Source organism: Mesobaculum littorinae, assembly GCF_004011175.1.
GTDB classification, from domain to species: Bacteria; Pseudomonadota; Alphaproteobacteria; order Rhodobacterales; family Rhodobacteraceae; genus Tranquillimonas; species Tranquillimonas littorinae.
Genome location: NZ_RQXX01000004.1, coordinates 21,080 through 35,719, shown reverse-complemented (window position 1 = coordinate 35,719; position 14,640 = coordinate 21,080). Strand labels below are relative to the sequence as shown.

Annotated in this window: 15 protein-coding genes and 1 riboswitch; of the genes, 7 read left to right on the top strand and 8 right to left on the bottom strand. The window is 68.2% G+C overall.

What is annotated here, in order from left to right; all coding sequences use genetic code 11:
• Window positions 1-23: 23 nt before the first annotated feature.
• A riboswitch (TPP riboswitch) is annotated at window positions 24-131 on the bottom strand.
• 236 nt (window positions 132-367) lie between these two features.
• On the top strand, window positions 368-1,468 hold the full coding sequence (aroC, locus tag EKE94_RS12400) for a chorismate synthase (RefSeq protein WP_127906956.1): 1,101 nt from the start codon (window positions 368-370) through the stop codon (window positions 1,466-1,468).
• Window positions 1,469-1,492: 24 nt separating this feature from the next.
• Here the strand turns inward: aroC and EKE94_RS12395 are convergent, their stop codons facing one another.
• The 7 genes from EKE94_RS12395 to EKE94_RS12365 form a co-directional block, all read right to left on the bottom strand.
• Window positions 1,493-1,939 carry a thioredoxin domain-containing protein gene (locus tag EKE94_RS12395; protein ID WP_127906955.1) on the bottom strand — a complete coding sequence of 149 codons (447 nt, stop codon included), beginning with the start codon at window positions 1,937-1,939 and terminating at the stop codon, window positions 1,493-1,495.
• Window positions 1,940-2,073: 134 nt separating this feature from the next.
• The gene (locus EKE94_RS12390; protein WP_127906954.1) at window positions 2,074-2,958 is read right to left on the bottom strand and encodes a DMT family transporter; all 885 of its coding nucleotides are present in this window, start codon (window positions 2,956-2,958) and stop codon (window positions 2,074-2,076) included.
• 117 nt (window positions 2,959-3,075) lie between these two features.
• On the bottom strand, window positions 3,076-3,363 hold the full coding sequence (locus EKE94_RS12385; RefSeq protein ID WP_127906953.1) for an HU family DNA-binding protein: 288 nt from the start codon (window positions 3,361-3,363) through the stop codon (window positions 3,076-3,078).
• Between the two features lie 250 nt (window positions 3,364-3,613).
• A complete protein-coding gene (nagB, locus tag EKE94_RS12380; RefSeq protein WP_127906952.1) occupies window positions 3,614-4,399 on the bottom strand; it encodes a glucosamine-6-phosphate deaminase in 786 nt (261 codons plus the stop codon).
• A 3-nt stretch (window positions 4,400-4,402) separates the two neighbouring features.
• A complete protein-coding gene (locus EKE94_RS12375; RefSeq protein ID WP_127906951.1) occupies window positions 4,403-5,503 on the bottom strand; it encodes an N-acetylglucosamine-6-phosphate deacetylase in 1,101 nt (366 codons plus the stop codon).
• Window positions 5,504-5,514: 11 nt separating this feature from the next.
• Entirely contained in the window at window positions 5,515-6,246 is a 732-nt protein-coding gene (locus EKE94_RS12370) for a GntR family transcriptional regulator (protein ID WP_127906950.1), read from the bottom strand.
• Window positions 6,233-7,144, bottom strand: a complete 912-nt coding sequence (locus EKE94_RS12365; RefSeq protein WP_164870917.1) for a BadF/BadG/BcrA/BcrD ATPase family protein — start codon at window positions 7,142-7,144, stop codon at window positions 6,233-6,235. The genes EKE94_RS12370 and EKE94_RS12365 overlap by 14 nt, the downstream gene beginning before the upstream one ends.
• 175 nt (window positions 7,145-7,319) lie before the next feature.
• On the opposite strand from EKE94_RS12365, the gene EKE94_RS12360 reads away from it, so the two are divergent.
• The 6 genes from EKE94_RS12360 (at window position 7,320) to EKE94_RS12335 (ending at window position 13,539) form a co-directional block, all read left to right on the top strand.
• Window positions 7,320-8,213, top strand: a complete 894-nt coding sequence (locus tag EKE94_RS12360) for an N-acetylmuramic acid 6-phosphate etherase (protein WP_127906948.1) — start codon at window positions 7,320-7,322, stop codon at window positions 8,211-8,213.
• A gap of 91 nt (window positions 8,214-8,304) precedes the next feature.
• Window positions 8,305-9,564 (top strand): ABC transporter substrate-binding protein, encoded by a 1,260-nt coding sequence (locus EKE94_RS12355; RefSeq protein ID WP_235856012.1) that lies wholly within the window; start codon window positions 8,305-8,307, stop codon window positions 9,562-9,564.
• A 79-nt stretch (window positions 9,565-9,643) separates the two neighbouring features.
• Window positions 9,644-10,588 (top strand): carbohydrate ABC transporter permease, encoded by a 945-nt coding sequence (locus EKE94_RS12350; RefSeq protein WP_206615077.1) that lies wholly within the window; start codon window positions 9,644-9,646, stop codon window positions 10,586-10,588.
• Between the two features lie 7 nt (window positions 10,589-10,595).
• Complete coding sequence (locus EKE94_RS12345) at window positions 10,596-11,468, top strand: carbohydrate ABC transporter permease (protein ID WP_127906946.1); 873 nt, start codon at window positions 10,596-10,598, stop codon at window positions 11,466-11,468.
• Window positions 11,469-11,471: 3 nt separating this feature from the next.
• On the top strand, window positions 11,472-12,563 hold the full coding sequence (locus tag EKE94_RS12340) for an ABC transporter ATP-binding protein (RefSeq protein WP_127906945.1): 1,092 nt from the start codon (window positions 11,472-11,474) through the stop codon (window positions 12,561-12,563).
• Complete coding sequence (locus EKE94_RS12335) at window positions 12,556-13,539, top strand: serine hydrolase domain-containing protein (RefSeq protein WP_127906944.1); 984 nt, start codon at window positions 12,556-12,558, stop codon at window positions 13,537-13,539. The genes EKE94_RS12340 and EKE94_RS12335 overlap by 8 nt, the downstream gene beginning before the upstream one ends.
• Before the next feature lie 54 nt (window positions 13,540-13,593).
• Here EKE94_RS12335 and pdxA read toward each other — a convergent pair whose 3' ends face one another.
• Window positions 13,594-14,565, bottom strand: coding sequence for a 4-hydroxythreonine-4-phosphate dehydrogenase PdxA (pdxA, locus tag EKE94_RS12330; RefSeq protein WP_127906943.1), 972 nt, complete (start codon window positions 14,563-14,565; stop codon window positions 13,594-13,596).
• Window positions 14,566-14,640 lie beyond the last annotated feature (75 nt).

Genomic DNA, 14,640 nt, shown 5'->3' with positions numbered 1-14,640 from the left:
AAATCGGAGAGAAGCGGGCAGGCGCAAAACGGCATGACCTTCCCTCCGCCGGTTCTAACCGGTTCAGGTTCGACGGGTCCGCCATCATCGGCGTCTCAGCCCCCGTTCGAGGGGCACCCCGAGGTTCCGATCAACGTAGTGCGTCGAGGGGCGGACGGCAAGGGGCACCATCCGCATCCCTAAGATCGACGCCATAAGGCCGGGTCGCGGGCCGGATTGTGTGGCTTGGCCGGCGGGCTTGAACGGCAGGCTCGATCGGAGGATGGCGAGTTCGTCGGAAGGCCCGTTCGGATGCCGGCCTGTTCCCGCGGACTTGAGCGTTCGGGGCAGCACGGCTAGACCGCGCGGATCAGAGGGGAGATCGGCGATGAGCATCAACACCTACGGGCACCTGTTCCGCGTCACCACCTGGGGCGAAAGCCACGGCCCTGCGCTGGGGGCCACGGTCGACGGCTGCCCCCCGGGCATCCCCCTGGACGCGGCGCAGTTGCAGCAGTGGCTGGACCGGCGCAAGCCCGGGCAGAACCGCTATACCACCCAGCGGCGCGAGGCGGACGAGGTCGAAATCCTGTCGGGCGTGTTCGAGGGGGTGACCACCGGCACCCCGATCCAGCTGATGATCCGCAACACCGACCAGCGGTCCAAGGATTACGGCGAGATCGCCGAGACCTTCCGCCCCGGCCATGCGGACATCACCTACTGGCAGAAATACGGGATCCGCGATTATCGCGGCGGCGGCCGGTCCTCGGCCCGCGAAACCGCCGCGCGGGTCGCGGCGGGGGGTGTTGCACGTGCGGCGCTGGCCGCGCTGGTGCCGGGGTTGAGCCTGCGCGCCTACATGGTGCAGATCGGTCCGCACCGGATCGACCGCGACCGCTTCGACTGGGACGAGGTCGAACGTAATCCCTTCTGGACCCCCGACGCACAGGCGGCCGAAGTCTGGGCCGGCTACCTGGACGACCTGCGAAAGTCCGGCAATTCCGCCGGCGCCGCGGTCGAGCTGTGTCTTTCAGGCGTGCCCGTCGGGCTGGGCGCGCCGGTCTACGGCAAGCTCGACACCGATCTCGCCGCGGCGATGATGTCGATCAACGCGGTCAAGGGGGTCGAGATCGGCGAGGGCATGAACGCCGCCGCCCTGACGGGCGAGGACAATGCCGACGAAATCTCGATGGGCCCCGACGGCCCCGTCTACGGATCGAACCGGTCAGGCGGGATCCTTGGCGGTATCTCGACCGGGCAGGACATCGTGGTGCGCTTCGCGGTCAAGCCGACGTCGTCGATCCTGAAGCCGCGCGCCACGATCACCAAGGGCGGCGCGCCCACCGAGATCATCACCAAGGGGCGGCACGACCCCTGCGTTGGCATCCGCGCGGTTCCGGTGGCCGAGGCGATGGCGGCAGCCGTGATCCTCGATCACCTTCTGCTGGACCGCGGCCAGACCGGCGGCGTGCGCGGCCGGATCGGCTGACCGGCGAAGGGCGGCGACGGCGATCTAGCCCTCGGGCGGCAGGGCCTGCTTCAGAAGCGCCGTCACCGCGGCCTTGCCGTCGCCGGGCGATACGCGCCCCAGCTCACCCTCCGGCGCAAGCAGCACCAGCGTGCCGGGCCCCGACACGCCCAGCCGCTTGGGCAGCGGGTCCTTCTGAGACATCTTCCAGTCGATCGTCACCATCGACACCACCGCAGCACGCGCCCGGTCGCCACTGTGCCAGTCGTCGATAGTGGTCTGCTGCATCCTGCAGTCTTCGCAGTCGGGTGCGGTGAAGATCAGCAGCACCTTGCGCCCGGCCGAAAGCTCTTCTCTCAGTAGGCCGGGCGTGTAGTCCATCATCGCCCCCGCCTGCGCCGTTGCCCAAGTCATCATCAGGGCCAGGGCGGCAAACCCCGGGATCATCGGTCTGGCGGCGGAGTGGGCGGGCGGCATGTCGAACCTCGGCATCAGTGGCAGCTGTGCTGTTAACCGCCGGGGGCCGATTTGGATGCGTCGCTGCTCCGTATTGTGATCGATGCGGAGCGACCCGGCAGTCTTTCGCGCATCCGCGCATCCGCGCATCCGCGCGCGCACCGGGCCGGTCAGGCGAGGCCGGGGCGCGGCGCCTTCTGGCGCGATAGCTGCACCGCCAGGATCCCCCCCGCGATGATCGCGACGCCGATGCCGTCGAGCATGCTCAGCTCCTCGCCCAGGAGGACGGCGGCGATGGCAACGCCGAGAAAGGGATTGAGAAAGTGGAAAGTCGCCGCCTTCACCGCGCCGATCCGATGCACAAGCAGGAACCAGACCACCGTCGCGGCAAGGCCCGGAACCAGTGTGGTGTAGGCGAAGGCCGCGACGAGACGCGCGCTCCAGTCGACGCGGAACTCTTCGAACCCCAGCGCAACGAGGCCGAGCGCGGCGGCGCCGACCAGCATCTGCAGGCCGACGACCATCAGGACGTTGCCGCCGGAACTGGCGCCGCGTACCGACAGCGTGGCAAAGGTCAGCGCCAGCACGCCCAGGACAAGCAGTGCCAGCCCCCCGAGGTCCACGCCCGCGGACAGGCGCGAACCCATGATGACCGCGACGCCCAGAAGCCCGGCAACCAGCCCGGCGACGCCCAGGCGGGGCACGCGGCGACCAAAGAACAGCCATTCCGACAGCGCGACCAGAAGCGGCATGGTCGAAGCCACGATCGCGGCAAGCCCGGCTTGAACCTGCTGCATGGCGACGAAATAGGCGCCCAAGTATAGGGTGTTCTGGCAGATGCCAAAGATCAGGGTGCCGCGCAGTTGCGCACGGGTCAGCCGCCATGTCTGGCCCAGGGCCAGGGCGATGCCGACACCGATGACACCGGAGATCGCGAAACGAAGGCACAGCGCCCAGAGCGGCGAGGCGGCGGCGACGATGATATGGGCCGCCGTGAAGGCCGAGGACCACATCAGCGCAAAAGCCAGTCCCATGCCGAAAGAGCGCAGATCCATGGCCGTCGTCCGATCGTGGCAGGTAGTCCGGGAGAGGACATCCCCGCGCTGCGCCTGAAGATCGGGGCGCGGGGATCGGGGCCCGGGATGCGCGCGGCACCGCGGGCCCAAACGGCCTTAGCCGTTGACGCTGTCTTTCAGCGCCTTGGCGATGGTCATCTTGACGACCTTGTCGGCGTCTTTCTTGATCTGCTCGCCGGTGGCCGGGTTGCGCACCATGCGCTCGGGCCGCTCGCGGCAGTAGATCTTGCCGACGCCGGGCAGGGTGACCGCGCCGCCCTGGCTGACTTCTTCGGTGATGATGCCGGTGATGGCATCCAGCGCTTCGCCCGCGCTTTTCTTGTCGCTGTCCATCTTTTCGGCCAGCGCCGCAACGAGCTGCGTCTTGGTCATCGGTTTCGCCATTTTTATCTCCTCAATTCGCCCTCGCACCGGGGCCATTGGGCGCATGTAACGTGAAGTTCATTCGGGACACAACGATTTCACTCAGCAAAACAAGGCAAGCGGCACATGCTCGCCGGTTTCCGCAACGTCAGCGTCCCTCTGCGGGGCTGAGTGGCGAAAACCTGCGCGCGCCCATCCGCAACCGCGTGGAGGCGGCGGGCCGCAGCCGGGCCCCGGGATCGGGTCGATCCTCGGGGCCTTGGGCGCAATATCACAGCAAACTGCGGTAGGGATCCCATTTCTCCTCGTTCCGGCAGACCTCGCGGTAATATGCCAGTCCTTCAAGATCCGATGCGGCTTCGTCGTCTAGGATCACCTTGCAATGGGTGTGCAGCTGGATCGCCGAGGCCGAGATCCGCGCGGTCAGCGGCCCCTCGACCGCCTTTGCCACGACCGACGCCTTGGCCCGGCCCGAGGCCAGCAGCACAAGTTCCCGCGACTCGAGGATCGTCTCGACCCCCATGGTCAGCGCGCGTTTCGGCACCGCGTCGGGGTCGCCGCCGAACATGCCCGCGTTCTGTGCCCGGGTGACGGGGGTCAGGATCTTGTCGCGGGTACGCGACCTCAGGGCCGACAGGGGTTCGTTGAACCCGATATGGCCGGCTTCGCCGATTCCCAGAAGTTGCAGGTCGATGCCGCCCGCCCCCGCGATGCGGCGTTCGTAGTCCGCGGCCGCGACGGACAGGTCGTCGGCCATGCCGTCGGGAAGGTTTATCCGCGCCGGGTCGATATCGACGTGGTCGAAAAGGTGATGGCGCATGTAGGCGGCGTAGGAGTTCGGATCCTCCGGCGGCAGGCCCACGTATTCGTCGAGGTTGAAGGTCGTGCACCGCGCGAAGGACACGCCCGAGGCGACGAGTCTCGCATAGACCTCTTCCATCGTGCGGCCCGTGGCGAGGCCCAGCACCAGGTTGGGTTTGTCGCGCAGGCGCGATTCGATCAGTTTCGCGGTCAGCGCGACGGCGGCGTCGCGCGTCGGGGCGGGAACGATTTCCATGGGCTACCTTTCGGGCAGGATGTCGGTGCCGTCCTTCAGCACGCGGCCAAGCGTGAGGTCGGCGTCAAGGCTCAGAAGATCGGCATGGGCGCCGGGGGCGATCCGCCCGATCCGGCTCAGGCCCAGCCAGTCGGCGGGCAGGGTGGACAGGCGGCGCGCGGCCTCGTCCAGCGGCAGGCCTATGGCCACGAGGTTGCGCAGCGCCTGATCCATGGTCAGGGCGGAGCCCGCCAGCGTGCCGTCGGCCAGCCGCATGGCGCCGTCGCGCTTGATCACGTCGTGCCGGCCCAGCCGGTAGTCGCCATCCGGCATGCCCGCCCCCGCAGTGGCGTCGGTCACGCCGTATAGGTCGGGGATCGCGCGGCGGGCGGCCAGGATCGCGCCCGCCTCGACATGGACGAGATCGGGAATGACCTCGGCGAAACGCGCCTGTGCCAGCGCGGCGCCGGCCAGCCCGTTGCCGCGATGGGCAATCCCGCTCATCGCGTTGAAAAGATGCGTCACGCCACAGCCTGCGGCCAGAGCGGCGGCACCCTGGGCGTAGGTGCACAGCGAATGTCCGGCCTGCGCCCGGATCTCTGCGGCGGCCAGTGCGTCGCGCAGGGCGTGGTCCGCGTCCATCTCGGGCGCGAAAGTCATCACCCGCACGCGGGCGCGCCGGGTCCAGTCGCGAAGCCGCTCGAGGTCGGGAGCCCGGGCAAAGGGCGGCTGCGCGCCCAGCTTGTCGGGGTTGATGAACGGCCCTTCGAGATGTGCGCCCAGTACCCGCGCCGCGTCGGGCCAGTTTGCCTCCATCGCCGCGGCCACGCCATCGAGAAAGCGTTCGGTGTCGTCGTCCGGCGCGGTCACCGAGGTCGGGCAGATCGAGGTCGTGCCGTGCCTGACATGGGCCCGGGCCGCGGTGCGGATCGCCTCGGCCCCCTCCATCATGTCGGCCCCGCCGCCGCCATGGACATGGGTGTCGACGAAACCGGGCAGGATATAGGGCGGCCGCGGCAGCCCCGTTGGCGTGCCCTCGACGGCCGTGATCCGGTCGCCGAAGGTGACGCGGCCCGCGATCCAGCCGCCGGGCGTCAGGATGGAGCCATCGAGGTGGTCGGTCATCGGAAGGTCCCTCACGAAAGTTCTGTCACGAAATCCCAGCGGTCGCCGCGAAAGGTCGAGCGGGTGAATTCCACCGCCCGGTCGTCGGCGGCATAGCCGATGCGATTGATCAGAAGGGCCGGCGCGCCCGGCGCAACCTTGAGCAGGCCGGCGGCATAGGCGTCGATCGCTACCGCGGTCAGGCGCTGCACCGCGCGCACCGGGCGCATCCCGCGGTCGCCCAGCACCGCGTAAAGCGAGGTCGTGACCATGTCGGGATCGGGCAGCGCGTCGTGCAGGACGGTCGAGGCCTCGAGCGCCAGGGGCTGGCCATCGGCCGAGCGCAGGCGGGTGATGCGGGTGACGGCGGTGCCCGGCGGCACGCCGAGGCCGATCACCTCTTCGGGGCTGGCGATGCCGGTGCCGCTGCTGACCAGCCGCGATTTCGCGACCATGCCTCGGGCGGCGACGTCTTCGGAAAAGCTCGTCAGGATCGACAGGGGCTGCGACACCCGGCGGGCGACGAAGGTGCCCGCGCCGCGCCGTTGTTCGACCAGCCCGACGCCGGACAGCTGTTCGATGGCCTTGCGGATGGTGACGCGGCTGACGGCGTGCATCTCGGCCAGGGCGCGTTCGGGCGGCAGGGCGGCGCCGGGCGCGAACTCGCCGCTTTCGATCTGTTGCGTCAGAAGGTTGGCCAGCGCGCGGTAGCGCGGCAACTCGGGGGTGGAATTTGTCCCGGGGTCATGGTCAGGGGCTGTCATGCCGGGGCTCCTCGGGGGGCAGCGGGGCCAGCGCCTCGCGCCAGCCGTCGCGCGCCATCAGCGCCGCCCCGTCCAGCGCCGTGCCCCGGGGCTCGATCAGCCGCGCGCGCAGGTCGAGCGGGAACCGCGGCGCAAAGGTCGGGGCAAGTCCGCCCAGCAGTGCCACCGGCCCGTCGGGCGCGACGGCCTGCACCGCACGGACGAGCTCTGCGGTGGCGTCATCCAGCAGGGACAGGGCAAACGCATCGCCGCCTCGGGCCGCGTCGATCACGAGGGGGGCAAGGGTGGCGAACTGCGTCGCCCCGGCCGCGGCAAGCCAGACCTGGATCGCGTCGAACTCGTCTCCGATCGCGGCGCCGAGGCTGTCCCAAAGCGGCGAGGGCGTGGTGATCCGTCCGTCCAGCCACTGGGTCAGGCAGGTCACGGCGCGGCGCCCCAGCCATGCCCCGCCGCCTTCGTCGCCGACGGCGAACCCCCAGGCGCTGGCACTGCGCACCCCGCCGCCTGCGTCCAGCGCGAAGGCCGCAACGCCGGTGCCGATGGCCAGCACCGCCCCCGGGGCCCCGGCGAGCGCGCCCAGCAGGGAGGCATAGCCATCCGTCGCCACGACGATTTCGGCGCAGCCCAGCGGATCTGTGCGGTGGAACTCGGCGCGCCGGGTCGGGCTGCGTCCGCCCGCCAGCCCGCAGAACAGCCGCGGTGCCCGCAGGGGCAGGCCGTCCGCGGCGACGGCGACCGCGGCGGAGATGTTGCGCCAGGCTTGATCCACCCCGAGGGTCAGCGACGAGGGGCCGGCGCTGCCTTCGCCCAGCACCCGGCCGGTCGCGGGCTCCAGTAGCCGTACACGGGTGCTGGTGGCGCCGCCATCGACGGCGATCAGGGGACTGGTATCGTTCATGCGCAAGACCGCCCTTTCACAACGCCTACGGGAAAACGCTATACCGCCCTGCGGACCGCCATCAATACCAAAGTTGCGGATTGGTATGCTTGTGCGAAGGTTGGTGTTGAAAATGGTCTGGTCATTGGCAATGCTCTGTCGCAAGATCGATTCGGATTTGTCCATGGGAGGATGCATGAGCACCGAGGCTGTCAGCCCGCGTTTTGCCGCACTCGACACCTGGCCCGTGGCGGATGTGACCACCGCCCTGGTCGAATCGCAGCTGGGTGCCGCCGCGCTGGTCCGGGCCGCCCAACCATGCCTTGCCGCCGCCGCTGACGCCGCCGCCGCGCGGCTTGGGGACGGGGCGGGCCGGATCGTCTATTGCGGGGCCGGGGCCTCGGGGCGGCTGGCCGTGCAGGACGGGGTCGAACTGCATCCTACCTACAACTGGCCGCACGACCGTCTGGTCTACCTGATGGCGGGGGGTGAGCCCGCGCTCGTCCGCTCGGTCGAGGGGGCGGAGGACGCGACCGGGGTCGCGGAAGAGATCGACGCGATGGACCTGGGCCCCGCAGATGTTCTGATCGCGGTCGCGGCGAGCGGGCGCACGCCTTACGCGGTGGCCGCAGCCGATGCGGCCCGCGCACGCGGCGCCCTGACCATCGGGGTGATGAACAACGAAGGCGCGCCGCTGGCCGCCGCCTGCGACCACGCGATCGAGCTGCCGACGGGTGGCGAGGTCGTCGCCGGGTCGACCCGGATGGCGGCGGGGACGGCGCAGAAGATCGCGCTCAACGTCCTGTCGACGGCGGTGATGGTGCGGCTGGGGCGGACCTACGGCAACCTCATGTCCGATCTTGCCTCGTCGAACATCAAGCTGGAAAAGCGCCGCCTGTCGATCCTGCGGAGCATCGTCGATGCGCCCGAGGACGCCGCGCGCGCGGCTTTGACCCGAGCCGGGGGGGATATCAAGACCGCGGCGCTGGTGCTGCGCGGGCTCGACCCGGCCGAGGCCTCGACCCGGCTGGAGGCGGCGCGCGGCCGCCTGCGCACCGCGCTGGAAACGCTGGACCGGGAGAGGGCCTGAGGCTTTGCCCGGCGCAACGAGAGGCGTGACAAGGAGACGACCGCCGGTGCATGGATCGCCGCGGCGACACGGACAAAACAGGGAGACGACCATGAAACATCTGCTGATGAAGACCACCGCCGGCGCGGCCTTGTGCCTGCTGGGCGGCACCGCCGTGGCGCAGGAGGTCACGCTGACCGTGGAAAGCTGGCGGTCCGAGGATCAGGCGATCTGGGACAACACGCTGATCCCCGCGTTCGAGGAAAGCCACCCCGACATCAAGATCGATTTCACCCCCACCGCACCCACCGAATACAACGCCGCGCTGAACGCCCGGCTCGAGGGCGGCACCGCGGGCGACATCATCACCTGCCGGTCCTTCGACGGCTCTCTGCCGCTTTACAACAAGGGCCAGCTGGCCGACATCACCGACCTAGAGGGGCTTGAGAACTTCCCCGATTTCGCCAAGGCGGCGTGGTCGACGGATGACGGCGCCAACACCTTCTGCGTGCCGATGGCCAGCGTCATCCACGGCTTCATCTACAACCGCGAGGCCTTTGACGAGCTGGGGCTGGAAGAGCCCGAGACCGTCGACGAGTTCTTCGCCGTCCTCGACGCGATCAAGGAAGACGGCACCTACATCCCGCTGGCCATGGGCTCGGCCGACCAGTGGGAGGCCGCGACGATGGCCTACACCAACATCGGCCCGAACTACTGGAAGGGCGAAGAGGGCCGGCAGGCGCTGATCGACGGCGAGGCCAAGTTCACCGACGAGGAGTTCGTCGCGCCCTACGAACAGATGGTGCGCTGGACCGACTACATGGGCTCGGCCTACCAGGCGCAAAGCTACTCGGACAGCCAGAACCTGTTCACGCTGGGCCGGGCCGCGATCTACCCCGCCGGTTCGTGGGAAATCTCGGGCTTCACCGAACAGGCGTTCTTTGAAATGGGCGCGTTCCCCCCGCCGGTTCAGGCCGAGGGCGACACCTGCTACATCTCGGACCATACCGACATCGGCATCGGGATGAACGGCAACACCGAACATCCCGAAGCGGCGCGCGAATTCCTGAACTGGGTCGCCAGCCCCGAGTTCGCCGAGCTTTACACCAACGCGCTGCCCGGCTTCTTCTCGCTGTCGAACGCCGAGTTCGAGATCGAGAACCCGCTGGCGCAGGAGTTCATGTCGTTCCGGGACAACTGCGAAAGCACCGTCCGGGTCGCCAGCCAGATCCTGTCGCGCGGCGAACCGAACCTCTGGAACGAGATGTGGGTGCTGTCGGCCAACGTGCTGAACGAATCGACCTCGCCCGAAGAGGCGGGACAGCAGCTTCAGGACGGCCTCGCCTCCTGGTATGAGCCGCAGCAGAACTGATGCGGTGTAGGCCCGTCCCCCGGTGCGGGGGGCGGGTCGCCACGACCGGAGCGCCCACATGACCGACGCAACGACCCAGATGGCGGACCGCCGTCCGACCCGCCGCCGCCGCAGGCGGGCCGGCACGGCGCATATCGTCGTGTTCCTGGCGCCGGCGCTGCTGATCTACACGATCTTCTCGATCTACCCGCTGGTTGAAAGCCTGCGCCTGTCGCTGTTCGACGGGCTGGACGACGGGTCCGCCGTCTGGACGGGGTTGGGAAACTACGCCCGGCTGCTGTTCGATTCCAACTGGTCGGTGCGGTTCTGGAACGCGCTCTGGAACAACCTGATCCTCTTCTTCATCCACATGGTGGTGCAGAACCCGCTTGGCCTTCTGCTGGCGGCGCTTCTGTCGCTGGCGCCGCGCTTTGGCGGCGCCTACCGCACGCTGATCTTCGTGCCGACGCTTCTTTCCGTGGTCATCGTCGGCTTCGTTTGGGAGCTGATCCTGTCGCCGCTCTGGGGCGTGGCCGAGGGGATGCTGAGCGCCGTGGGCCTCGGCTTTCTCTACGCGCCCTGGCTGGGACTTGAGGATTCGGCGCTGACCGCGGTGTCGCTGATCTCGGTCTGGCAATACGTGGGCATCCCCATGATGCTGATCTACGCCGCGCTGCTGTCGATCCCGGACGAGCTTCTGGATGCCGCGCGGGTCGACGGGCTTTCGGGGTGGTGGATCTTCTGGAAGGTCAAGCTGCCGCTGATCCTGCCGACACTGGGGATCGTCGCGATCCTGACCTATATCGGCAACTTCACCAGCGCCTTCGACCTGATCTATTCGATCCAGGGCGTGCTTGGCCCCCCCGACTATTCGACCGACATCATGGGCACGCTGATGTTCCGCACCTTCTTCGGACAGCAGACCCAGATCGGTGACATCTACATGGGCGCGACCGTGGCCAGCATGATGTTCTTCGTGATCCTCGTCGGCGTCACGATCTACCTCGTCGGCGTACAGCGCCGCCTGACCCGCTACGAGATGTGAGGCGGCCATGACCGACACACCCGACACCAGCAGATCCCGCCGCGGCCGCAGCAAAAGCTGGGGCACCGCGGCGACGGTGCACGCCGTCCTTCTGGGCTACACGATCATCGCGCTGTTTCCGGTGATCGTCGTCATCCTCAACAGCTTCAAGAACCGCCGCGGCATCTTCACCGAGCCGCTGGCCCTGCCGGGGCCCGAGACCTTCAGCCTCGAAGGCTATTCCACGGTGCTGAGCGAAGGCAGCTTCCTTCTCTATTACGGCAATTCGCTGATCGTGACGGTCGTGTCGCTGTTTCTGATCCTGCTCCTTGGTGCCATGGCGGCGCATGCGCTGTCGGAATACCGGTTCAGGCTGAACGGGATCCTCAGCGTCTACATGATTCTCGGGATCATGGTGCCGATCCGGCTGGGCACGGTGGCGATCCTGCAGCTGATGGTGCAGCTCGATCTCGTCAACACGCTTGTGTCGCTGATCTTCGTCTACACCGCGCAGGGCCTGCCCATCGCGGTGTTCATCCTGACCGAGTTCATGCGGACCCTGAGCCGCGACATCAAGGACTGCGCCCGCGTCGACGGGCTGTCGGAATACCGCATCTTCTTCGAGGTGGTGCTGCCGCTGGTGCGCCCGGTGCTGGCCACGGTCGCGGTCTTCTCGATGATCCCGATCTGGAACGACCTGTGGTTCCCGCTGATCCTGGCCTCGTCCGACGCGACCAAGACCGTGACGCTGGGTGTGCAGCAGTTCATCGGGCAGTACACCGTCAACTGGAGCGCGGTGCTCGCCTCGCTTTCCATCGCCATTCTTCCGGTGCTGGTGCTCTACGCGATCTTCTCGCGTCAGCTCATCTCGGGCATCACCTCCGGCGCCGTTAAGGGATAAGACATGTCCGACCTCGTTCTGAAAGACGTGCGCAAGGCCTTCGGTAAGACCGAGGTCATCCACGGCATCGACCTGCACGTGACCGACGGCGAATTCGTCGTCTTTGTCGGCCCCTCGGGCTGCGGCAAGTCCACGCTTCTGCGGATGATCGCGGGGCTTGAGGAGATCTCGGGCGGCGACGTGGTGATCGGCGACGAGACGGTGAACGACATCGCGCCGTCGGATCGTGGCATCGCCATGGTGTTCCAAAGCTACGCGCTTTACCCGCACAAGGACGTCTACGGCAACATGGCCTTCGCCCTGCGCCACGCGGGCGAGGACAAGAAGCTGATCAACGAACGGGTGCGCAAGGCTGCCGATATCCTGGGGCTAGAGCATCTGCTGAAACGCCGCCCGAAAGAGCTGTCCGGCGGCCAGCGCCAGCGTGTCGCCATCGGCCGTGCCATCGTTCGCGACCCCGAGATCTTCCTCTTCGACGAACCGCTGTCGAACCTCGACGCAGCGCTGCGCGTGCAGATGCGGGTCGAGCTTCTGCGCCTGCACCAGCGGCTGGAGACGACGATGATCTACGTCACCCACGACCAGGTCGAGGCGATGACGCTGGCCGACCGCATCGTGGTGCTGCGCGATGGCCGGATCGAGCAGGTGGGCACGCCGCTGGAGCTTTATCACCACCCGCGCAACGCTTTCGTCGCGGGCTTCATCGGCAGCCCCAAGATGAATTTCCTTGCCGCCGAGCGTCAGGGGGCCACGACCGTGACCACCCACGGCTCGGCGCAGATCGAGGTTCCGGTCGAGGCCCGCGACGGCACCGGTCCGGTGACACTGGGCATCCGGCCTGAGCATGTCGAGATGGTGGCGCCCGAGGAGGGCACCCTTTCGGGCGAAGTTCTCGTGGCCGAGCGTCTGGGCGGCGAGACCTACCTGCACGTCGATCTCGGCAACGAAGAGCCCTTCGTGGTTAAGGCCGATGGCGGCGTGATGCAGAAGACGGGCGAACGCATCGGCCTGCGCTTCCCGCCGCAGGCGCTGCATTTGTTCGACGAGGATGGCACCGCGTTCGAACATCGCGAACGGCACGCCCTGATTGCCTGAGGTTTCGGACCGAGGCTTTGCCGCGGCCTGCGCCCTGATCGACACGGCCGTGGCGGCGGGCCGCATCCCGGGCGCGTGTTTCGGCGTGGTGGAACCGGGGCGACGCCGGGTTCACGTGACGGGTCATGCCCAGCATGTCCCCTCGCGGCGCGGGATGACGCGGGCGACGGTCTTCGACCTCGCCTCGCTGACCAAGCCGCTCTTTACCGCCGCGCGCATCCTGGACCATGTCGCCGCGGGGCGCATTGCCCTCGATGCGCCGCTGACGGACGCGATCCCGGATCTTGCGATGCACGTGCAGCAAAGCCCGCTGCGGCACGTCACCTTCGCACAGGCGCTTTCACATGAAACGTCGCTGCCCGCGTCGCATCCGATCTACACCTACGGCGCCGATCCCGCGACGCTGCGCGCCTTCGTGCTGCAACGCGACTGGCCCGTGGGCCCGGCGGTCTACTCGGACCTCAACTTCATCCTGCTGGGAATCGCCCTGGAGCGGCTCGAGGGGCGATCGATCCGTGACATGGATCCCGGGGAGGGCTTCAGTTTTGCCCCCGATCCCGCGGCCTGCGCGGCGACCGAGCTCTGTCCGTGGCGCGGCCGCGTTCTGTGCGGCGAGGTGCATGACGAAAACGCGGCCGCCCTGCAGGGGGCCGGGCATGCCGGTCTCTTCGGGACGCTCGACGCGGTTCTGGATGGGGGCGCGCGACTGCTGGCCCAGCCCGGCGCGCTGGCCGCCCGGCGCATGTCGCCCACCCGCACGCTGGGGTGGGAGGCGCAGCATCCCGGTTGGCCCGGCGGGGACCATGCCGGCGCGGCGGCATTCGGGCATACGGGGTTCACGGGAACGGGGCTTTGGATCGACCCGGGGCGCGGCATCGCCTGGGCGCTGCTGACGAACCGTGTGCATCCGACGCGCCATGCCGACAGCGGCATCCACGCGCTGCGCCGCGCCGTGTCGGACGCGCTGCTGGGCTAGGTTTCGATGGCCGCGCGGCTGGGGCAGCGGGGGGCCTGCGCCCCCCGGCTTGGGTCAGCGTTTCGCGGCGACCATGGCCGTGGCATAATCGAGTGCCGACAGCATGTTGACGTGGTTGGCCTTGCCGGTGCCGGCGATGTCGAAGGCAGTGCCGTGATCGACGGAGCAACGGTCGATCGGCAGGCCCAGCGACACGTTCACCGCCGAATCAAAGGCCACCAGCTTGATCGGGATGTGCCCCTGATCGTGGTACTGCGCGATCACCAGGTCGAAAGCGCCGTTATAGGCGCGGTGATAGACGGTATCGGCCGAAATCGGGCCCTGAGCGTCGATCCCCTCGGCCTGCGCGGCCTCGACCGCCGGGCGGATGGCATCGTCATCCTCGGTCCCGAAAAGGCCGTTTTCGCCGCAATGCGGGTTGATCCCGGCCACCGCGATGCGCGGAGCGGACAGGCCCATGCGCTTCAGGTGCCGGTCGCCGGTGCGGATGGTTTCAAGCACGCGTTCCGTCGTTGCACGCCCGATGGCATCCTTCAGCGACACATGGGTCGAAACATGGACGACGTTCAGCCGCTCGGACGCCAGAAGCATCCACGAGGACTTCGACCCCGTCAGGTGCGCCAGCATGCCGGTGTGGCCGTCGTAGTGATGGCCGGCGGCGTTCAGCGCCTCCTTGTTGATCGGCGCGGTGACGATGCAACCGGCCTTGCCGCTGCTCGTCAGCTTGACCGCGTGGTCGATGTAGCGAAACGCGGCTTCGCCGCAGGCGGGGTCGAGCACGCCGAATTTCCCGGGCAGCCCATCCACCGCGACGTGATCGACGCGGATTCCGTCGCCCGCATCGCCGGGGGCGAGGATCGGCAGATCAATACCGCAGGCATGCGCCGCGCGCTGCATCGTGTCGCGGTCGCCGATCACATGCGTCGCGGCGCGGATCTCGGGGTCGCGGGCCGCCAGCGCCTTGACGCTGACCTCGGCGCCGACGCCGGACGGATCGCCCATGGTGATTACGATTGGCGCAGTCATCTTGTCTCTCCTCCGCGTCTGTCAGGTTCGGGATAACCTATAGGTAAATAGGTTACAACGGCTATCGACGCAGGC

Coding starts and splice junctions, on each gene's coding strand:
- aroC (WP_127906956.1), top strand. CDS start 368: ATGAGCATCAACACCTACGGGCACCTGTTCCGCGTCACCACCTGGGGC.
- EKE94_RS12395 (WP_127906955.1), bottom strand. CDS start 1,939: ATGCCGAGGTTCGACATGCCGCCCGCCCACTCCGCCGCCAGACCGATG.
- EKE94_RS12390 (WP_127906954.1), bottom strand. CDS start 2,958: ATGGATCTGCGCTCTTTCGGCATGGGACTGGCTTTTGCGCTGATGTGG.
- EKE94_RS12385 (WP_127906953.1), bottom strand. CDS start 3,363: ATGGCGAAACCGATGACCAAGACGCAGCTCGTTGCGGCGCTGGCCGAA.
- nagB (WP_127906952.1), bottom strand. CDS start 4,399: ATGGAAATCGTTCCCGCCCCGACGCGCGACGCCGCCGTCGCGCTGACC.
- EKE94_RS12375 (WP_127906951.1), bottom strand. CDS start 5,503: ATGACCGACCACCTCGATGGCTCCATCCTGACGCCCGGCGGCTGGATC.
- EKE94_RS12370 (WP_127906950.1), bottom strand. CDS start 6,246: ATGACAGCCCCTGACCATGACCCCGGGACAAATTCCACCCCCGAGTTG.
- EKE94_RS12365 (WP_164870917.1), bottom strand. CDS start 7,144: ATGAACGATACCAGTCCCCTGATCGCCGTCGATGGCGGCGCCACCAGC.
- EKE94_RS12360 (WP_127906948.1), top strand. CDS start 7,320: ATGAGCACCGAGGCTGTCAGCCCGCGTTTTGCCGCACTCGACACCTGG.
- EKE94_RS12355 (WP_235856012.1), top strand. CDS start 8,305: ATGAAACATCTGCTGATGAAGACCACCGCCGGCGCGGCCTTGTGCCTG.
- EKE94_RS12350 (WP_206615077.1), top strand. CDS start 9,644: ATGGCGGACCGCCGTCCGACCCGCCGCCGCCGCAGGCGGGCCGGCACG.
- EKE94_RS12345 (WP_127906946.1), top strand. CDS start 10,596: ATGACCGACACACCCGACACCAGCAGATCCCGCCGCGGCCGCAGCAAA.
- EKE94_RS12340 (WP_127906945.1), top strand. CDS start 11,472: ATGTCCGACCTCGTTCTGAAAGACGTGCGCAAGGCCTTCGGTAAGACC.
- pdxA (WP_127906943.1), bottom strand. CDS start 14,565: ATGACTGCGCCAATCGTAATCACCATGGGCGATCCGTCCGGCGTCGGC.